The 18,248-nt window shown below is 60.8% G+C and carries 21 protein-coding genes; 13 read left to right on the top strand and 8 right to left on the bottom strand.

Going from position 1 to position 18,248, the window contains the following annotated elements; genetic code table 11:
* Window positions 1-95: 95 nt before the first annotated feature.
* A complete protein-coding gene (locus ACM6I7_RS03990; RefSeq protein WP_027614687.1) occupies window positions 96-533 on the bottom strand; it encodes a hemerythrin domain-containing protein in 438 nt (145 codons plus the stop codon).
* A gap of 147 nt (window positions 534-680) precedes the next feature.
* On the opposite strand from ACM6I7_RS03990, the gene ACM6I7_RS03985 reads away from it, so the two are divergent.
* A complete protein-coding gene (locus tag ACM6I7_RS03985; RefSeq protein WP_027614686.1) occupies window positions 681-1,106 on the top strand; it encodes a GNAT family N-acetyltransferase in 426 nt (141 codons plus the stop codon).
* A gap of 102 nt (window positions 1,107-1,208) precedes the next feature.
* On the opposite strand, the gene ACM6I7_RS03980 is transcribed toward ACM6I7_RS03985, so the two are convergent.
* A complete protein-coding gene (locus ACM6I7_RS03980; protein WP_097088098.1) occupies window positions 1,209-1,559 on the bottom strand; it encodes a hypothetical protein in 351 nt (116 codons plus the stop codon).
* A 134-nt stretch (window positions 1,560-1,693) separates the two neighbouring features.
* Here ACM6I7_RS03980 and ACM6I7_RS03975 point away from each other — a divergent pair, with 134 nt between their 5' ends.
* The 8 genes from ACM6I7_RS03975 to ACM6I7_RS03940 all read left to right on the top strand — a co-directional run bounded on the left by ACM6I7_RS03975 (window position 1,694) and on the right by ACM6I7_RS03940 (window position 6,399).
* Window positions 1,694-2,023 carry a DUF6388 family protein gene (locus ACM6I7_RS03975; RefSeq protein WP_027614684.1) on the top strand — a complete coding sequence of 110 codons (330 nt, stop codon included), beginning with the start codon at window positions 1,694-1,696 and terminating at the stop codon, window positions 2,021-2,023.
* A gap of 25 nt (window positions 2,024-2,048) precedes the next feature.
* Entirely contained in the window at window positions 2,049-2,753 is a 705-nt protein-coding gene (locus tag ACM6I7_RS03970; protein ID WP_027614683.1) for a YoaK family protein, read from the top strand.
* Between the two features lie 179 nt (window positions 2,754-2,932).
* Window positions 2,933-3,325: a sulfurtransferase complex subunit TusD gene (tusD, locus tag ACM6I7_RS03965; protein WP_027614682.1), complete on the top strand. Its 393-nt coding sequence runs from the start codon at window positions 2,933-2,935 to the stop codon at window positions 3,323-3,325.
* Window position 3,326: 1 nt separating this feature from the next.
* Window positions 3,327-3,683, top strand: a complete 357-nt coding sequence (gene tusC / locus ACM6I7_RS03960) for a sulfurtransferase complex subunit TusC (RefSeq protein ID WP_414887988.1) — start codon at window positions 3,327-3,329, stop codon at window positions 3,681-3,683.
* Window positions 3,683-3,976 carry a sulfurtransferase complex subunit TusB gene (gene tusB, locus ACM6I7_RS03955; RefSeq protein WP_414887987.1) on the top strand — a complete coding sequence of 98 codons (294 nt, stop codon included), beginning with the start codon at window positions 3,683-3,685 and terminating at the stop codon, window positions 3,974-3,976. The genes tusC and tusB overlap by 1 nt, the downstream gene beginning before the upstream one ends.
* Window positions 3,973-4,308 (top strand): TusE/DsrC/DsvC family sulfur relay protein, encoded by a 336-nt coding sequence (locus ACM6I7_RS03950; protein ID WP_414887986.1) that lies wholly within the window; start codon window positions 3,973-3,975, stop codon window positions 4,306-4,308. The genes tusB and ACM6I7_RS03950 overlap by 4 nt, the downstream gene beginning before the upstream one ends.
* Entirely contained in the window at window positions 4,305-5,306 is a 1,002-nt protein-coding gene (locus ACM6I7_RS03945) for a glycosyl transferase family protein (RefSeq protein ID WP_414887985.1), read from the top strand. The genes ACM6I7_RS03950 and ACM6I7_RS03945 overlap by 4 nt, the downstream gene beginning before the upstream one ends.
* A 91-nt stretch (window positions 5,307-5,397) precedes the next feature.
* Window positions 5,398-6,399 (top strand): glutathione S-transferase family protein, encoded by a 1,002-nt coding sequence (locus tag ACM6I7_RS03940; RefSeq protein ID WP_414887984.1) that lies wholly within the window; start codon window positions 5,398-5,400, stop codon window positions 6,397-6,399.
* Window positions 6,400-6,516: 117 nt separating this feature from the next.
* Here the strand turns inward: ACM6I7_RS03940 and cysG are convergent, their stop codons facing one another.
* The 6 genes from cysG to ACM6I7_RS03910 form a co-directional block, all read right to left on the bottom strand.
* A complete protein-coding gene (gene cysG / locus ACM6I7_RS03935) occupies window positions 6,517-7,911 on the bottom strand; it encodes a siroheme synthase CysG (protein ID WP_027614676.1) in 1,395 nt (464 codons plus the stop codon).
* Entirely contained in the window at window positions 7,912-9,192 is a 1,281-nt protein-coding gene (gene serS, locus ACM6I7_RS03930; protein ID WP_003223852.1) for a serine--tRNA ligase, read from the bottom strand.
* 15 nt (window positions 9,193-9,207) lie between these two features.
* Window positions 9,208-9,582: a fluoride efflux transporter CrcB gene (gene crcB / locus ACM6I7_RS03925; protein ID WP_414887983.1), complete on the bottom strand. Its 375-nt coding sequence runs from the start codon at window positions 9,580-9,582 to the stop codon at window positions 9,208-9,210.
* Window positions 9,582-10,904: a replication-associated recombination protein A gene (locus ACM6I7_RS03920; RefSeq protein ID WP_003223849.1), complete on the bottom strand. Its 1,323-nt coding sequence runs from the start codon at window positions 10,902-10,904 to the stop codon at window positions 9,582-9,584. The genes crcB and ACM6I7_RS03920 overlap by 1 nt, the downstream gene beginning before the upstream one ends.
* A 150-nt stretch (window positions 10,905-11,054) precedes the next feature.
* On the bottom strand, window positions 11,055-11,675 hold the full coding sequence (lolA, locus tag ACM6I7_RS03915) for an outer membrane lipoprotein chaperone LolA (protein WP_098968157.1): 621 nt from the start codon (window positions 11,673-11,675) through the stop codon (window positions 11,055-11,057).
* 67 nt (window positions 11,676-11,742) lie between these two features.
* On the bottom strand, window positions 11,743-14,151 hold the full coding sequence (locus ACM6I7_RS03910; RefSeq protein ID WP_115985561.1) for a DNA translocase FtsK: 2,409 nt from the start codon (window positions 14,149-14,151) through the stop codon (window positions 11,743-11,745).
* A 309-nt stretch (window positions 14,152-14,460) separates the two neighbouring features.
* On the opposite strand from ACM6I7_RS03910, the gene trxB reads away from it, so the two are divergent.
* From trxB to infA, 4 genes are all read left to right on the top strand, one after another.
* Window positions 14,461-15,420, top strand: a complete 960-nt coding sequence (gene trxB, locus ACM6I7_RS03905; protein ID WP_097088110.1) for a thioredoxin-disulfide reductase — start codon at window positions 14,461-14,463, stop codon at window positions 15,418-15,420.
* Between the two features lie 62 nt (window positions 15,421-15,482).
* On the top strand, window positions 15,483-16,163 hold the full coding sequence (gene aat / locus ACM6I7_RS03900) for a leucyl/phenylalanyl-tRNA--protein transferase (RefSeq protein ID WP_096795635.1): 681 nt from the start codon (window positions 15,483-15,485) through the stop codon (window positions 16,161-16,163).
* A gap of 57 nt (window positions 16,164-16,220) precedes the next feature.
* On the top strand, window positions 16,221-16,928 hold the full coding sequence (locus tag ACM6I7_RS03895; RefSeq protein WP_027614671.1) for an arginyltransferase: 708 nt from the start codon (window positions 16,221-16,223) through the stop codon (window positions 16,926-16,928).
* Window positions 16,929-17,040: 112 nt separating this feature from the next.
* Window positions 17,041-17,259: a translation initiation factor IF-1 gene (gene infA / locus ACM6I7_RS03890; RefSeq protein WP_002553999.1), complete on the top strand. Its 219-nt coding sequence runs from the start codon at window positions 17,041-17,043 to the stop codon at window positions 17,257-17,259.
* Window positions 17,260-18,248: the final 989 nt, after the last annotated feature.

The raw sequence follows: 18,248 nt of genomic DNA, 5'->3' as shown, positions 1-18,248 counted from the left end.
AATACTGGATGAGTATACAGCCTATTACGACAAGACCCACCCAACGCATGGCCAAAGGCCTACACGCCGACACTGCAAAAACTGGCATTCAGTACTCATGGCAGTTGCGCCTGGTACTCCTTTTCGTACTGGCCAGCGAGTTGTTCCTTTTGCTTGTCATCGAGCAATTTGCCGGCCATCTGGAAGAACTTCTGCTCTTCTTCCTTGAGATGGTGATGGACTTTGTCGGAGAGCTTCTTCGCCGTAGCCAGCCACGCCGGGCTGGACATCTCGGTCTCGTCCAGCTCTTCCATCATCTCGTCCATTTCATGGTGCTCGGAAATGGCGTGGCGACTGAGGTCAACACCGTTGTCGAACTCCATCAGCGGGATGTAGAAGTGGCGCTCTTCGGCGGTTTCGTGGGCCTGCAGCTCGGCTTTCAACTGTTTATAGGCTTCAACCCGCTCCGGGGTGTCGCCGCTGGTTTCGACCAGGGCTTTGGCGTAACTGCGCTGGCGGTCGTGGCTTTCGCGAAGGGCTTCGAAAATATTCATGGGGGATCCTCATCAACCGCGTTCGGAATGACGCTGTAAAAGCTAGACCCCGGCGCGACAGCCGCGGTTCCAAAGGGATGAGGAAGGACTTGGAAGACGCTCCCCGGGCAGGATAGGCTGGCGGTTCATCTCACAAGGAAGTTGCACATGACGTTGCGAATCGAGCTGTCGCAGAACCCTACGGAAGAACAGCGCAAAGCCATTCTCGAGCCTTTGATTGCGTATAACGACGCCCGGACCGGTGGTTCCACATCTGAACCTTTCGCCCTGCTGGTGCGCGATGAACACGACGCGATTCTCGGCGGTTTGTACGGCCGGGTGATCTTCCAGTGGATGTACATCGAGTTGCTGTGCGTCCCGGAACAGGGTCGCGGGCAACGCATCGGCTCGGAACTGATGGCCATGGCGGAAAATCTGGCCAAGGAGAAGAACTGCCTCGGCATCTGGCTGGACACCTTCGACTTTCAGGCGCCGGCGTTCTACGAGAAGCTGGGATTCAGCCAGTTTGGCGAGATCGTTGATTACCCGCCGGGGCATAGCAGGCACTATTTCCAGAAGCGCTTGAAGGGTTGAACCTCAAGGGCCCTTCGCGAGCAGGCTCGCTCCCACAATGGAATGCATTTCAAAAGTGGGAGCGAGCCTGCTGGCGATAACGGCAGCCGCTTCAACGCATGATCAGAGGCAGGTCGCCAACGCCGCCAACCGGCGCTTGGCAACAAAATCGTCCTTCTGCGCGTAGTAGTTGAGCACGGTTCCCGACGCATCGCTGGTCACGTCGACAAATGACTCTGCGGAACGGGTGTACACCGTCGAGCCACCCTTCTTGCCCGGTTGCAGATACGCTCCGGCGTCCACGCCAAACACTGCTTCGTCCTGCCAGCCGAACTGTACGCACTGAGCGACAACTTTCTCCGGCTTGTCCGAGGTCAGAACCTTGTACGGGGCTTTGGTGCGAGAATCGTCCATCACCGAACCCGCGCAGCCAGCCAGCAGGGTCGCGGCCAGCGCTACCATCAGAATTCGCATTGCATTCGCTCATTCAGAAAAAAGCGGACTGTATCACCGCAACAGGCAAAATCGTTCTGCTTTACTGCATTTATAGCGCGACATGCGGCAGCCGCTCCGGCACCCTAGGGTCATCAGCCTCACAAGGAACACACATGGCGCCCACCGACCAGCGACATGAACAAGCCCTGAAATTGTTTCTCGACGCGCGCCCCGAATTGCGCGAAACCCTCGATCATCTCAATCCGCTGCTGGCCCAGGCCAAGGGTGAAACCGCTGCGCAGTATCGTGAAGAACGCCTGCACGAAGCCTTCGAGGCCGAAGCGGAGAATCAAGGCCTGTTCGCCTGGGAACTGACCTTGCTCCTGACGGCCGCAACGCCCGAGGACTATCAGGCCCAGCGCATGGAGGTGCATCGCGAGGTAGCGGAAATGGCCCACATGCGCTGGGAAGATTACTGCGAATTGTATGGGCTGGAACCGTAACCGCCGCTGAAGGATATCGTCGCCGATGCTGCCCTCCACTTCGACTCACCGCGCCACTTCCGGGCATCTGCATCGGCAGAAATGGCGCGGGCGCATCGGTCTGGCGCTGGTGGCCAGCCTGTCAGTGCTGGCGGGCATGACCGACGCGATCGGCTTCATGGCCAGCGGCGATTTCGTTTCGTTCATGAGCGGCAACACCACGCGGCTGGCGGTGGCGATCAGTGACGGCGACCTCGGACTGACTTTGCGCCTGATCATCCTCGTCGTCACCTTCGTGATCGGTAATGCCTTGGGGATCGTGATCGGGCGCCTCGGTGGCCGGCGCACATTGCCCTTGTTGCTGTGCATCGCCACCCTGCTCTGTCTGGCGGCGGCCTGGCCGTATGACACGCAACTGCCGGCGTTGCTGGCGGCGATCATCGCGATGGGCATGCTCAACGCGGCGGTCGAGGAAGTGAATGGCCTGCCGGTGGGCCTGACATACGTGACCGGAGCGCTGTCGCGGTTCGGCCGTGGACTGGGGCGCTGGATGCTCGGCGAGCGGCGTAATGGCTGGCGGGTGCAACTGGTGCCGTGGAGCGGGATGTTCATCGGCGCGATACTCGGCGCAGTGCTGGAACATCATTTCGGACTTCGGGCATTGTTCGCCAGCGGCTTGCTGGCGGCGGTGCTGGGCGTGCTGTCCCTGAGCATTCCGCGGCGTTGGCAACTGGGCTATATGCCGCGCTGAAATACGATCCTGTGGGAGCGGGCTTGCTCGCGAAAGCGGTGCATCAGTCAAAGATGTGTCGAATGACCCAACGCCTTCGCGAGCAAGCCCGCTCCCACAGAGGGCATGTGCTTCACTTGGTTTCGCGGCTGCCTTCATAAAGCTTTATCATGGCCGCAGTTTTGCTGATCGAGTCCGTCATGAAGTTCGCCATCGCGCTGTTTTCCGCCGCCCATGCGCCCTCCTCGCGCCGTGCCCTGCTGTTTGCGCAGGCTGCGCTGGCCGGCGGGCATGAGATTGTCCGGCTGTTTTTTTATCAGGACGGCGTCTACAACGCCTCCGACGCGGTGGTCACCCCGCAGGACGAACTGGACCTGCCCAAACAGTGGCGCGCGTTCATCAGCGAGCAGCAACTGGACGGTGTGGTGTGTATCGCCGCCGCCCTGCGCCGTGGCGTGCTGAATGACGAAGAAGCCAAACGCTACCAGCGTGATGCCGTCGCGGTCAGCGCGCCGTGGGAGTTGTCCGGCCTCGGCCAGTTGCACGACGCGGTGCAGGACGCCGATCGACTGATCTGTTTCGGAGGCGCGTGAGATGGCCAAATCCCTGTTGATCATCAGCCGCCAGTCGCCATGGTCCGGCCCCGGCGCCCGCGAAGCGCTGGACGTCGTGCTGGCCGGCGGCGCGTTCGATCTGCCGATCGGCCTGCTGTTTCTCGATGACGGCGTGCTGCAACTGGCCGCCGGACAGAACGCCAAGGCCCTGCAACAGAAAGACCTCAGCGCCAACCTGCAGGCGCTGCCGATGTTCGGCGTTGAAGAACTGTTCTACTGCACCGACAGCGCCAGCGCCCGTGGCCTGAGCAAGCTGTCGCTGGACGAAGCGCAGCCGCTCGGCGCCAGCGAAATCACCGCCCTTATTGACCGTTACGACCAGGTGATCACCCTCTGATGTCGACTTTGCATGTGTTGTCTCATTCCCCGTTCGGCGATGATCGCCTGAGCAGTTGCCTGCGCGTGATCGGCGCTGCCGACGCCTTACTGTTATCCGGTGATGCGGTTTACGCCCTGCAACCGGGCACTGCGCCATTCGCCACGCTGAACGAGCGCCGGGTCAAGCTGTTCGCCCTCGCCGAAGACCTGCAGGCCCGTGCCATCGTTGCTACCGACTGGGCCGAAGCCATCGATTACCCGGCCTTCGTCGAACTGTCGATCCACCACGACAAGGTCAACAGTTGGCTATGAACTCGATGACTGTCGGCGCCCGCGCCATCGAACTGGATAAGGACGGCTTTCTGATCGACCTCGACGACTGGTCCCATGACGTTGCCAGCGCCCTCGCCGCCGCTGAAGACATCGAACTGACTACGGAACACTGGGAAGTCCTCGAACTGCTGCGCAGCTTTTACGCAGAATTCCAGTTGTCGCCAGCCACCCGCCCGTTGATCAAGTACACCGCACTCAAACTCGGCCCGGACAAAGGCAACAGCCTGCACCTGAACCGACTGTTCAAAGGCACCCCTGCCAAACTCGCCGCGAAACTGGCGGGCCTGCCCAAACCGACGAATTGCTTATGACCGATTTTCCAGCGTTGACCCTTGAAACGCCCGCCGAGCACCCGTTCGCGCAGTTCGTGCGGATCCTCGGCAAGGGCAAACGTGGCGCACGCGACCTGACCCGTGAAGAAGCGCGGGAAGCCATGGGCATGGTGCTCGACGACAAAGTCGAAGACACCCAGCTCGGGGCCTTTCTGATGCTGCTGCGGCACAAGGAAGAAAGCGCCGAGGAAATGGCCGGTTTCACCGAAGCCTTGCGCGAGCGCCTGTCAGCGCCAACGCTGAACGTCGATCTGGACTGGCCGACCTATGCCGGCAAGAAACGCCATCTGCCGTGGTACCTGCTGTCGGCCAAGTGCCTGGCGCAACACGGCGTGCGGATTTTCATGCACGGCGGCGGCGCGCACACCGCCGGGCGCCTGTACACCGAACAGCTGCTTGGCGAACTGAACATTCCGCTGTGCCGCACCTGGCAGCAGGTCGGCAGCGCGCTGGACAACGGTGGTCTGGCGTTCATGCCGCTGATGGACTGGGCGCCGCAGTTGCAGAAGATGATCGACCTGCGCAACACCATGGGCCTGCGCTCGCCGATTCACTCGCTGGCACGCATCCTCAATCCGCTGCGCGCCCGTTGTGGCCTGCAAAGCATTTTCCACCCGGGCTATCAGGCGGTGCATCGCGAGGCCAGCGGTCTGCTCGGCGACACGGCGATCGTGGTCAAGGGCGATGGCGGCGAAATCGAGATCAACCCGGATGCCGACAGCCATCTGTACGGCACGAAGGGCGGCGAGAGCTGGGACGAGGAATGGCCGCAACTGTCGAGCCAGCGCCACGTCAAACCGGCCACGCTGGACGTTGAACATCTGAAAGCGGTGTGGCGTGGCGAGGTGGTCGACAGCTATCCGCAAATGGCCCTGATCTCGACCATGGCCTTGGCCCTGCGCGGTCTCGGTCAAAGTCGCGAGCAAGCGTTCGAAACCGCCGAGCAATACTGGGCGGCGCGCAACAAATCGATTTAACCGATCATAGACGCCCGATCTTTGCGCTTTTTGTTCGAACTCATCGGAATAGACTCGGCTCCAACGCTTATTGGAATCAGGAGTCTTGATCATGGGTTTACTCGTCGACGGCCACTGGCAGGACAAGTGGTACGAAAGCAGCAAAGACGGCGCCTTTCAGCGCGAACAGGCGCAACGGCGCAATTGGGTCACCACTGACGGCCAGCCCGGGCCGAGCGGTGAAGGCGGTTTCGCCGCCGAAGCCGGGCGCTATCACCTTTATGTGTCGCTCGCCTGCCCGTGGGCGCACCGCACGCTGATTCTGCGCAAGCTCAAAGGTCTGGAAAGCCTGATCGACGTGTCCGTGGTCAGCTGGCTGATGCTGGAAAACGGCTGGACCTTCGACAAGGCCCTTGGCTCGACTGGCGACAAGCTCGATCACTTCGACTTCATGCACCAGCGCTACACCGCCGACACGCCGGACTACACCGGCCGTGTCACTGTGCCGGTGCTGTGGGACAAAAAGCTCAAGCGCATTGTCAGCAATGAGTCGGCGGAAATCATCCGCATGTTCAACAGCGCGTTCGATGGCCTGACCGGTAACGAACTGGACTTCTACCCGGCACCGTTACGCGGCGAGATCGATGCACTGAACGAACGGATTTATCCGGCGGTGAACAACGGCGTGTATCGCGCCGGGTTCGCCACCTCGCAACACGCCTATGAAGAGGCGTTCGATGAAGTGTTTGCCGAGCTGGATCACTTGGAACGGGTGCTGGGCGCCAATCGCTATCTGACGGGTGAATACCTGACCGAGGCCGATGTGCGACTGTTCACCACGCTGATTCGCTTCGATGCGGTGTACCACGGGCACTTCAAGTGCAATCTGCGGCGGATTGCCGATTACCCGAACCTGTCGAACTGGCTGCAAGAGCTGTATCAGTGGCCGGGGATTGGCGAGACGGTGGATTTTCAGCACATCAAAAATCACTACTACGGTAGCCACAAGACCATCAATCCGACGGGGATTGTGCCGAAGGGGCCGAAGCAGGATTTCACCATCGCTCATGATCGGGAGCGGCTGGGTGGGAAAGGAGTTTGGCGGCGGGGTTAATTGATTCGGTGTTTTTGAGGGCCTCTTCGCGAGCAAGCCCGCTCCCACATTGGATTTGTGCATGACACAGATCCAGTGTGGGAGCGGGCTTGCTCGCGAATGAGGGCAACTCGATTTTCAGACCTGCGCCTGAGCACCCTCGAACCACGCCAGTTTCTCGCGCAGCTGCACCACTTCCCCCACGATCACCAGCGTCGGCGCATGCACTTCATGCTCCGCTACCAGACGTGGCAGGTCGGCCAGCGTGCCAGTAAAGACCCGCTGATTGACCGTGGTGCCCTGCTGGATCAACGCCGCCGGGGTATCTGCAGAACGACCGTGCTTGATCAACTGCTCGCAGATCACCGGCAAGCCGACCAGGCCCATGTAGAACACCAGCGTCTGCGCCGGGGCGACGAGGTCGGCCCACGGCAGATCGGTGGAACCGTCCTTCAGGTGCCCGGTGACGAAGCGCACCGACTGCGCGTAATCGCGGTGGGTCAGCGGAATCCCGGCATACGCCGCGCAACCGCTGGCCGCCGTGATCCCCGGCACCACCTGGAACGGAATCCCGTGGGCCGCCAGCTCTTCGATTTCTTCACCACCGCGACCGAAGATGAACGGGTCACCGCCCTTCAAGCGCACCACGCGTTTGCCTGCCTTGGCCAGATCCACCAGTTGCTGGTTGATCTGATCCTGTGGCACCGCATGATCAGAGCGACGCTTGCCGACATAGACGCGCTCGGCATCGCGACGGCACAGCTCAAGAATCGCCGGAGCGACCAAGCGGTCGTACAGCACTACGTCGGCTTGCTGCATCAGGCGCAAGGCGCGGAAGGTCAGCAGATCCGGATCACCCGGCCCTGCCCCCACCAGATACACTTCGCCGGTAGTAACAGTCGCTTCGCCATCAATCTTGGCCTGCAACAGCCGCTCGGCCTCAGTGCCCTGCCCGGCCAGTTGCCGGTCGGCAATCGGGCCCTGAAACACGTCTTCCCAGAAACCACGGCGCTGCTGCACATCCGGAAACAGGTTTTTCACCTGATTGCGGAAACGCGCGGCAAGACCGGCCAGTTGGCCGTAGGTCGAAGGAATCCAGGTTTCGATCTTGGCGCGAATCAGCCGCGCCAGCACTGGCGCATCGCCGCCGCTGGACACCGCGATGATCAGCGGCGAGCGGTCAACGATTGCCGGGAAGATCACGCTGCATAGCTGCGGCGCATCGACCACGTTGACCGGCACGCAACGCCGATGGGCATCGCTGGAGACCTGCGCATTCAGCGTTTCATCGTCGGTGGCGGCAATGATCAGCCCGCAACCGTCCAGATCCGCTTCCACGTAACCACGCAGCAGACATTCGCCACCGCTGGCGCTGACCAGTTCGCGCAGTTGCGCTTCGATTTCAGGTGCGACCACCCGCAGCAGCGCACCGGCATCGGCCAGCAGGCGGGATTTGCGCAAGGCAATTTCCCCCCCACCGACCACCAACACACGACTGCCGCGCAGGTTGTGAAACAGCGGCAGATATTTCATTTAACCGATGACCTCGAGGCCACCCATGTACGGCTTCAGCACGTCCGGCACACGGATCGAACCGTCGGCCTGCTGGTAGTTTTCCAGCACCGCCACCAACGTACGACCGACCGCCAGGCCGGAACCATTCAGGGTGTGTACCAGCTCAGGCTTGCCAGTTTCCGGGTTGCGGAAACGCGCCTGCATGCGGCGGGCCTGGAAGTCGCCGCAGTTGGAGCACGACGAAATTTCGCGGTACTTGTCCTGGCTCGGAATCCACACTTCGAGGTCGTAGGTTTTCACGGCACTGAAGCCCATGTCGCCGGTGCACAGCGCCAGGGTGCGGTAAGGCAGACCCAGCAGTTGCAGGACTTTTTCGGCGTTGGCGGTCAGGCCTTCCAGCGCTTCCATCGAAGTCGACGGCTCGACGATCTGGACCATTTCAACCTTGTCGAACTGGTGCTGACGGATCATGCCGCGGGTGTCACGACCCGACGCACCGGCTTCGCTGCGGAAGCACGGGGTGTGCGCGACGAACTTGATCGGCAGCAGTTTCGAGTCGACGATTTCACCGGCCACGATGTTGGTCAGCGACACTTCGGCAGTCGGAATCAGGTACAGATCGGCTTCGCCTTCGCGAGCGATCTTGAACAGATCTTCTTCAAACTTCGGCAGCTGGCCGGTGCCTTGCAGCGCCGGGGCCTGAACCAGGTAAGGCGTGTAGGCCTCTTCGTAGCCATGCTCGTTGACGTGCAGGTTGATCATGAACTGCGCCAGGGCGCGGTGCAGACGGGCGATCGGGCCGCGCAACAGGGCGAAACGGGCGCCGGACAGCTTGGCGGCGGTTTCAAAGTCCAGCCAGCCGAACTTCTCGCCCAGTGCAACGTGGTCTTTCACTTCGAAATCGAACTGCGTCGGCGTGCCCCAGCGGCGCACTTCGACGTTGTCGTCTTCGTCTTTGCCGACCGGTACCGATTCGTGCGGCAGGTTGGGGATACCCAGCAGGATCGAGTCCAGCTCGGTCTGAATCGCGTCCAGCTCGACTTTACCGGCACTCAGCTCGCCCGCCATGCGCTCGACATCCGCCATCAGCGGCGCGATGTCTTCGCCGCGCTGCTTGGCCTGACCGATGGATTTGGAACGCGCGTTACGCTCAGCCTGCAGTGCTTCGGTGCGGGTCTGGACGGTCTTGCGCTGTTCTTCCAGCGCTTCGATGCGCGCGGTATCCAGGGCAAAGCCACGGGAAGCCAGGCGGTCCGCTACGTCCTGAAGGTTGCTACGTAACAGTTTGGAATCGAGCATGTCGGTTTCTCGTTATCAAAGTTTGGTCAGGGACAGGCCGGCCCACGTCGCGAGCAGCCCGCCGAATACGCTGATCGCCGCATAGCCCAGGGCCAGCGGCACTTGCCCGCTTTCCAGCAGGCGCACCGTATCCAGTGAAAAGGATGAAAAAGTCGTCAGCCCCCCGAGGAAGCCGACCATCAACCCGGCACGCACCTCGATCGGCACCTCCGGGCGTATCAAAAACAGGCCGTACAACACGCCAATCAGCAGACAGCCCACGATATTAACGGCCAGCGTCCCGGTATAGAAGTGCCGCGGCCAATTGGCGTTGACCCAATTGCCGGTGGCGAAGCGCAACAGGGTGCCGGCAATCCCGCCGACGGAGACCGCAACGATCAATGGAAGCACTATTTTCTCCGCTGTCTTGGGCTTAAACGGTCGAGTTGGGCGAGGTGGTTGAGCTTCTCGCCGATCTTCAATTCCAGGCCACGGGGCACCGGTTGATAGAACGGGATCGGTTCGAGCTCTTCCGGGAAATAATCTTCGCCGGCGGCATAGGCATCCGGTTCATCGTGGGCGTAGCGGTATTCGTCGCCGTAACCCAGTTGCTTCATGAGTTTGGTCGGTGCATTGCGCAAGTGCAGCGGCACTTCCAGCGAACCGTACTCGGCAGCGGCGCGCAGCGCGGTCTTGAAGCCCATGTACACCGCGTTGCTTTTCGGTGCACAGGCCAGATAGGTGATGGCCTGAGCCACCGCCAATTCGCCTTCCGGGCTGCCGAGGCGCTCCTGCACCTCCCACGCCGCCAGGCACAGGCTCAGGGCGCGCGGGTCGGCGTTGCCAATGTCTTCGCTGGCCATGCGCACCACGCGCCGCGCCAGGTACAGCGGATCGCAGCCGCCGTCGATCATCCGCGCGAACCAGTACAGCGCGCCATCGGGGTTGGAGCCGCGTACCGATTTGTGCAGCGCGGAGATCTGGTCGTAGAACGCTTCGCCGCCCTTGTCGAAGCGCCGTCGGGTATCGCCGAGCAGGCTTTGCAGCAGTTCGGTGCCCATCTCGCTGTTGTCTTCAGCCAGATCCGAGGCGTTCTCCAGCAGATTGAGCAGGCGCCGGCCATCGCCATCGGCGGCCGACAACAGCATCTGGAAGCCTTCATCGCTGAGGGTCAGGTTGCGCTTGCCCAGCCCGCGCTCTTCGGTGAGCGCGCGATGTACCAGTTTGCGCAGCGCGGTCTCGTCGAGGCTTTTCAGCACATAGACGCGGGCCCGCGACAACAGCGCGTTGTTCAATTCAAACGAAGGGTTTTCGGTGGTGGCGCCGATGAAAATCAGCGTGCCGTCTTCGACGTACGGCAGGAACGCATCCTGCTGCGATTTGTTGAAGCGGTGCACTTCATCGACGAACAGAATGGTGCGCTTGCCGTATTGGCCGGCCTGCTGTTTGGCGATTTCAACGGCCTGACGGATCTCCTTGACCCCGGCAAGCACCGCCGAGACCGTTTCGAAATGCGCATCCGAGACTTCCGCGAGCAATCGCGCCAGGGTGGTCTTACCCACGCCCGGCGGCCCCCAGAAGATCATCGAATGCAGGGCACCCTGCTCCAGCGCCTCACGCAGAGGCTTGCCGCGAGCGAGCACGTGCTCCTGACCGACGTACTCATCCAGATTGGTCGCACGCAAACGCGCGGCCAGTGGCTGGGCAATCGGTGCACTGCGAAACAGATCCATCACGTAGCGTTGAAACCTCTATTAGATCTTGAGACCGATCATTTACCCCTGTGGAAGCGGGCTTGCTCGCGAAAGCGGTGTGCCATTCGACATCGATGGCGACTGATCCACCGCCTTCGGGAGCAAGCCCCCTCCCACAAGGTTATGCGTTTATTCCTGGATAACGTCAGCACCCTTCGGGATGTCGAACTTGAACTTCGACGCCGACACCGCTTCGTTGGCCTTGACCCCGGTGAACAGGATGTTGGTGCGCTGACCAACGCTGTCGATCAGTTGCATGTCATTGACCAGGCCGTTGCGGAACGACAGGCGCAGGCTGTCGAACAGGGTGTCCTTGGTCTTCGGCTTGAGGGTGAAGTCGATCACGCCGCCCGCCTCTTTCGCGCTGATGTCAAAGCTCTGGCTGATCTTCGACACGTCACCGGACAGCAGCAGCGCCGGGGTCTGGGTCAGACGCTCGTCGAGCTTCTTGATGGTGGCCTGTTCCAGGTCCGGGTCCCACAGGGTGACCTTCTTGCCGTCGGAGACCATGGTCTGCTCGTTTGGCGCTTCGGTGTGCCAGTAGAACAGGCCAGGACGCTGCAGAACCATATCACCGCGAGTTTCCTGCAACTGCGTGCCGCTGCCGTCGAGGGTCAGCTGCGAGAAGTTCGCGGTCAGGGTTTTCGATGTTTCCAGCAATTGGGTCAGACGCGCCACGTCCTTGTCGTCGGCGTGGGCCGTGAACGTGGTCAGCGCCAGTACTGGCAACAGCATGCGGATAAGACGCATGGGAGTCCTCTTGAATACTCGTTGGGAGAGCGGCGGCACATCATTGTCCCGCCTTTTGCTTTTGCAGTCAGTCGCGAACCGGGCCCGGGGCCAGAACTTCACGCGAACCGTTGGTGTTCATTGAGGTGACGACCCCGGCCATTTCCATGGCTTCGATCATGCGCGCAGCGCGGTTGTAACCAATCTTCAGCTTGCGCTGTACCGCGGAAATCGACGCCCGGCGGCTTTCCAGGACGAACTGTACGGCTTCGTCATACAGCGCGTCGGCTTCCGGATCATCACCGTCACCACCACCGCTGCTGCCTTCGAAACCGCTGCCCGCCTCTTCGACACCGTTGAGGATGTCATCGTTGTATTCCGGTGCGCCACGCAGTTTCCAGGCTTCGACCACGCGGTGTACTTCATCGTCGGAAACGAACGCGCCGTGTACCCGGATCGGCAGGCTGGTGCCCGGTGGCATGTAGAGCATGTCACCGTGACCGAGCAGTTGTTCGGCGCCACCCTGGTCGATGATGGTCCGCGAGTCGATCTTGCTCGACACCTGGAACGCCATACGCGTCGGAATGTTGGCCTTGATCAGACCGGTGATCACGTCCACCGAAGGTCGCTGGGTCGCGAGGATCAGGTGAATACCGGCGGCACGCGCTTTCTGCGCGATACGCGCAATCAGTTCTTCAACCTTCTTGCCGACGATCATCATCATGTCGGCGAATTCGTCGACCACCACGACGATGGTCGGCAGCTTCTGCAGCAGCGGCGCTTCGTCGTGAATGCTTTCGCGCTTGTACAGCGGATCGCTCAACGGCTCGCCGGCATCCTGCGCTTCCTTGACCTTGGCGTTGAAGCCGGACAGGTTACGCACGCCCATCTTCGCCATCAGCTTGTAGCGACGTTCCATCTCGGCAACGCTCCAGCGCAGGGCGTTGGCGGCGTCCTTCATGTCGGTCACTACCGGGCACAGCAGGTGCGGAATGCCTTCGTAGATCGACAGTTCGAGCATTTTCGGGTCGATCATGATCAGTTTGGCGTCGTCCGGGCCGGATTTGAACAGGATCGACAGGATCATCGCGTTCACGCCCACCGACTTACCGGAACCAGTGGTACCGGCGACCAGCAGGTGCGGCATCTTCGCCAGGTCGGTGATGACCGGTTTGCCGCCGATGTCGTGGCCCAGGGCCAGGGTGACCGGCGACTTGAAGTTGTCGTACTCGGGGGTCGACAGCACTTCGGAGAAACGCACGATCTGCCGGTCTTCGTTGGGGATCTCGATACCGACCGTGGTCTTGCCCGGAATCACCTCGACCACCCGCACACTGGTCACGGCCAGCGAACGTGCAAGGTCTTTCGCCAGGTTGGCGATGCGGCTGACTTTGACGCCGGCTGCAGGCTGGATTTCGTAACGGGTAATCACCGGGCCCGGGTGGATCGAGTCCACGGTAACTTCGACGCCGAACTCCTTGAGCTTGATCTCCAGCAAGTGGCCGACCGCTGCCAGGGATTCCGGCGAATAATTGAGTTGTTTCTTTTCCGCAGGATCGAGGATCGAGATCGGCGGCAAGGTGCCTTCCACGGCGCTGTCGACGAACAACGGCGCCTGCTTCTCTTTCTGCACGCGCTTGCTTGGCTCGGGCGCCTTGGCCGGAGCCGGGGCGATGACCGGCGGTACCTGCTTCTCGCGATCGGACATGTGCTTGCTCAGGGCCTGCTCGCGCTCGATCAGGCGCTCCTTGACCTTGGCCTGCTCACGCTTGTCGGTGACAGTCGGGGCGACCACATCGTGGACGCGGTCATCGACTTCACGCAGTTGCGCGACCAGTTGCTTGCGCTCGGTACGGGCCGACCACCAGCGGTTGATCGCGCCCTGAAAAAGTTCGAACAGATCGAGGGTGATCTTGCCGGTGACGTCCATCACCTTGAACCACGACAGGTCGGTGAACACCGTCAGGCCAAACAGGAACAGCGCAATGAACAACAGCGTGCTGCCCTGAATATTCAGGGCATTGCGCGCCAGATCGCCGAGACTTTCGCCCAGCGCCCCGCCCGCGCCCGCCGGCAGGCCGGTGGCCGCATGAAAATGGATATGCGCCAGCGCAGCGCCGGACAGCACCAGGAACACCAGACCGATCAGGCGCCAGGAGAACAGCCAGCCGCTCCACTGCCACGGCTCGTGACGTTGACGGAAGATCTGATACGCCTTGACCGCCAGCAGCAGCGGGAAGATGTACGCGAAGTAACCCAGCACCATGAACAGGATGTCGGCGCTGTAAGAACCGGCGGGGCCGCCAAAATTCTGCACGTCGTCAATCTTGCTGTTGTGGCTCCAGCCCGGATCATCCTTGCCGTAGGTCAGCAAGGCCATCATCAGGAACAGGCACAAGGCACCGATGGCGATCAATGCACCTTCCTTGAGCCGGTAGTGCAATTGCTGGCGCCAGAGCGGAACGACTGTTTTTGGTGCTGCGGTGGATTTCTTCAAAACGCTTCTTTTCCTGCGCCCGGGGCGCGTCCATCTATTGAATGTCGATAAAAAACTGCCCAATCCAGGCAGGTAAAAAAGTGAACCGGCGCATCTGAGACTACTTTTAACACTGTGCCGCAGCTTTTATAAACACAGCCATAAACACAGCGCTCTACAAATATTCTGTAACAGCCCGGCATTGTACGGGTTTGTGCGGCTGATGCCATGCTTCAAAACCCATAGCTGAGCATAGCCAAGCGCACAAATCCTGCGGTTCAATTTGAGCATGCATTGCCTTTTGTGACAAAGGCTTATGAGGTGTATTTGATGAACGCAGCGAAGCATTCACGCCTGATCATTCTCGGTTCCGGCCCCGCCGGTTACAGCGCCGCCGTGTACGCCGCCCGCGCCAACCTCAAACCGGTGGTAATTACCGGGCTGCAGGCCGGTGGTCAGCTCACCACCACCGTCGAAGTCGACAACTGGCCTGGCGACGTCGAAGGCCTGACCGGTCCGGCGCTGATGGAGCGCATGCAAAAACACGCCGAGCGCTTTGCCACAGAGATCGTTTACGACCACATCCACACCGCCAAGTTGCAGCAGCGCCCGTTCGAACTCATTGGCGACAGCGGCACTTACACCTGCGACGCGTTGATCATCGCCACCGGCGCCTCGGCGCAGTATCTGGGCCTGCCCTCGGAAGAAGCCTTCGCCGGCAAAGGGGTTTCGGCCTGCGCGACCTGTGACGGCTTCTTCTATCGCAATCAGGTGGTCGCCGTGGTGGGCGGCGGCAATACCGCTGTCGAGGAGGCGCTGTACCTGTCGAACATCGCCAAAGAGGTGCATTTGATCCATCGCCGCGACAAATTGCGCTCGGAGAAAATCCTTCAGGACAAACTGTTCGAAAAAGCCGCCAGCGGCAATGTTCGCCTGCACTGGAACCAGAATCTGGACGAAGTGCTGGGCGATGCCAGCGGCGTGACCGGTGCGCGCCTGCGTGACAGCCACAGCGGGCAGACCCACGAACTGACACTGGCCGGCGTGTTCATCGCCATCGGCCACAAACCCAACACCGACCTGTTTCAGGGCCAATTACCAATGCGCGACGGCTACCTGCTGGTCAAGGGCGGCAGCGACGGCGACGCCACCTCCACGGAGATCCCCGGCGTCTTCGCTGCCGGCGATGTGGCCGACCACGTCTACCGCCAGGCCGTGACCTCGGCCGGCGCCGGCTGCATGGCGGCACTGGACGCGGAGAAGTATCTGGACGACATTCCTGTCATTTAACGGCACACTTTATCGCGGGCCTGATGCCCGCACTGCCCTCCCCTTCTGCAAGCCTGGACGCCATGCTGACTTGGTTACAACGCAATTCCCTGACCTTCCCGCCCCTGGAAAAGGCCATGCGCGATCCCAATGGATTGCTGGCTGCCGGTGGCGATCTGTCCGCCGATCGGCTGGTGCAGGCTTACCGGCACGGCTGTTTTCCGTGGTTCTCCGAAGGCCAGCCGATCCTCTGGTGGTCGCCGGACCCACGCACCGTGCTGTTTCCCGACGAACTGCATGTCTCGCGCAGCCTCGGCAAATTGCTGCGCAAGCAACGCTACCAGGTGACTTTCGATCAGGATTTCGACGCCGTGATCCGTGCCTGCGCCGCCCCCAGGGATTACGCCGACGGCACCTGGATCACCGAAGCCATGCAGGACGCCTACCTCGAACTGCACCGCCGCGGCTTCGCCCACTCGGTAGAGGTCTGGGATCATGGCCAACTGGTCGGCGGCCTGTATGGCCTGGCGATGGGTCAGCTGTTTTTCGGCGAATCGATGTTCAGCCGCGCCGACAACGCCTCCAAATTCGGCTTTGCCACGCTGGTGCAGCATTTGAAAGACGCTGGATTCGTTCTGATTGACTGCCAGATGCCGACCGATCATCTGCACAGCCTCGGCGCCCGCGCGATCCCCCGCCACGAATTCGCCGACTATCTGGCTCGCCACCTGGATCAACCGAGTCGTGCCACCTGGGTTTGCTGAGCGACTTTTGCGCGCGTGGCTTACACTTAATTCACCAGCTTATCCCGAGGGTTGATCATGACCGAGTTGGCGCGCTTGAAGTTCTATGCCACTCAGCCTCATTCCTGCAGTTATCTGCCCGAGGAGCAGGCGACGACGCTGTTTCTCGACCCGAGTCAGCCCATGGATGTGCACGTCTACGCAGACCTGTCGGAAATGGGTTTTCGTCGCAGCGGCGATCATCTGTATCGGCCCCATTGCCAGAATTGCAATGCGTGCGTGCCTGCACGCATCCCGGTGGCGCAGTTCCTGCCCAACCGCCAGCAGAAACGTATTTTCAAACGCAATGCCGATCTGCAGGTACGCCCGGTAAAACCGCACTTCAGCGAAGAATATTTCGATCTGTACCAGCGCTACATCGAGCAGCGCCATGCCGACGGCGACATGTACCCGCCAAGTCGTGACCAGTTCTCGACCTTTCTGGTGCGCGATCTGCCCTTCTCGCGCTTTTATGAATTTCGTCTCGACGGACGGTTACTCGCCGTCGCGGTGACCGATCTGCTGCCCAACGGCCTGTCGGCGGTCTATACCTTCTACGAACCTGACGAGGAACGCCGCAGCCTGGGGCGTTTCGCAATCCTGTGGCAAATCACCGAAAGCCAGCGCCTGGGGCTAGAGGCGGTGTATCTCGGTTACTGGATAAAGAACTGCAAAAAGATGAACTACAAGACCCAGTATCGCCCCATCGAATTGCTGATTAATCAGCGCTGGGTGATCCTGAACTAATCGCAAGCCGTAAACCCCTTGGCTTGAACCCCCTTTTTCGGGCACAATGCACGCCGCTTTTGCCTGGCGCAGTTGCACCGGGCCATTCATTGGACACCGAGGGCTTTACTGCATGTCGAAAGAAGACAGCTTCGAAATGGAAGGCACTGTCGTCGACACCCTGCCCAACACCATGTTTCGTGTGGAGTTGGAAAATGGGCACGTCGTAACCGCGCATATTTCCGGCAAGATGCGCAAGAACTACATTCGTATTCTTACCGGTGACAAAGTGCGCGTCGAGCTGACGCCCTATGACTTGAGCAAAGGGCGCATTACTTACCGCGCTCGCTAATCAAGTCAATACAAGACGCCCGGCTTTGCCGGGCGTTTTTGTTTGTCTGCGATTTGGGTTTGGGTTTGGGTTTGTGAGCATATCCGTTGCTGCGGGGGTTGCTGATTACGGTTCCGCCCTTACGGCGGGTCACTTTTTCCAAACGCCGAAAAAGTAACCAAAAAGGCTTCCCCCGGCGTACGGCACTTCGCTGAGGCTCAGTGTTCCCTCGCTACGGTGTCCATCCGGGGGCATCGCCTCCGGTTTGCTTCGCTGCACCTCCTCTCGATGGATGCGGCTTCGCCGCATGGCGCTGCGCGCCCACCCCCCTGATGGACACCTTCGCTCGGCCTGCCGAAGGGGCTGAAGATCAAAAGCCACATCAAAAGCCAAAGCCAAAGCCAAAGCCAAAGCCAAAGCAGATCAAAAGATCACAGCCTTCGGCAGTTCCTACATGGGATTGGGTGTTTTCATTTGGAGTTTGGTCGGCTGACAGGCCGCCTTCGCGAGCAAGCCCGCTCCCACAGTGGATTGGGGTAGGCAGTTGGAGATTGGCAGACTGGTCGGCCGCCATCGCTGGCAGGCCAGCTCCCACAATTGGGCCGGGTGCATCAGCAAGAGATTGGTCGGCTGTCAGGCCGCCATCGCCAGCAGGCTGGCTCCTACAATTCAGAGAGCGTGCAACCCTGCGGCGAAGCCGCCCCACTCAACACAATGAGCGTTAGCTCGAGTAAAGCTTTTGATCTCAGGGCCCGTCGGCAGGCTGAGTGGAGGGATTTATCCGGGGGTGGGAGCGCAGCGACCGTTTGGCGCAGCCAAACACAGCGAGAGGAGGTGCAGCGAAGCAAACCGTAGGCGCTGCCCCCCGGATGAATCCCGCAGCGAAGGAACCCGAGCCTAGGCGAGGGCCGAACGTCAGGGTAAAGCCTTTTTGGTTACTTTTTCGGCGTCTGGAAAAAGTGACCCGCCGTAAGGGCGGAACCCCAAGCAGCCATAACCGCAGCAACGGA

It is taken from the genome of Pseudomonas sp. IT-93MI4 (assembly GCF_949767635.1).
GTDB classification, from domain to species: domain Bacteria; phylum Pseudomonadota; class Gammaproteobacteria; order Pseudomonadales; family Pseudomonadaceae; genus Aquipseudomonas; species Aquipseudomonas putida_A.
The sequence above is the reverse complement of the archived record's forward strand: the minus strand, read 5'-3'. Positions and strand labels throughout refer to the sequence as shown.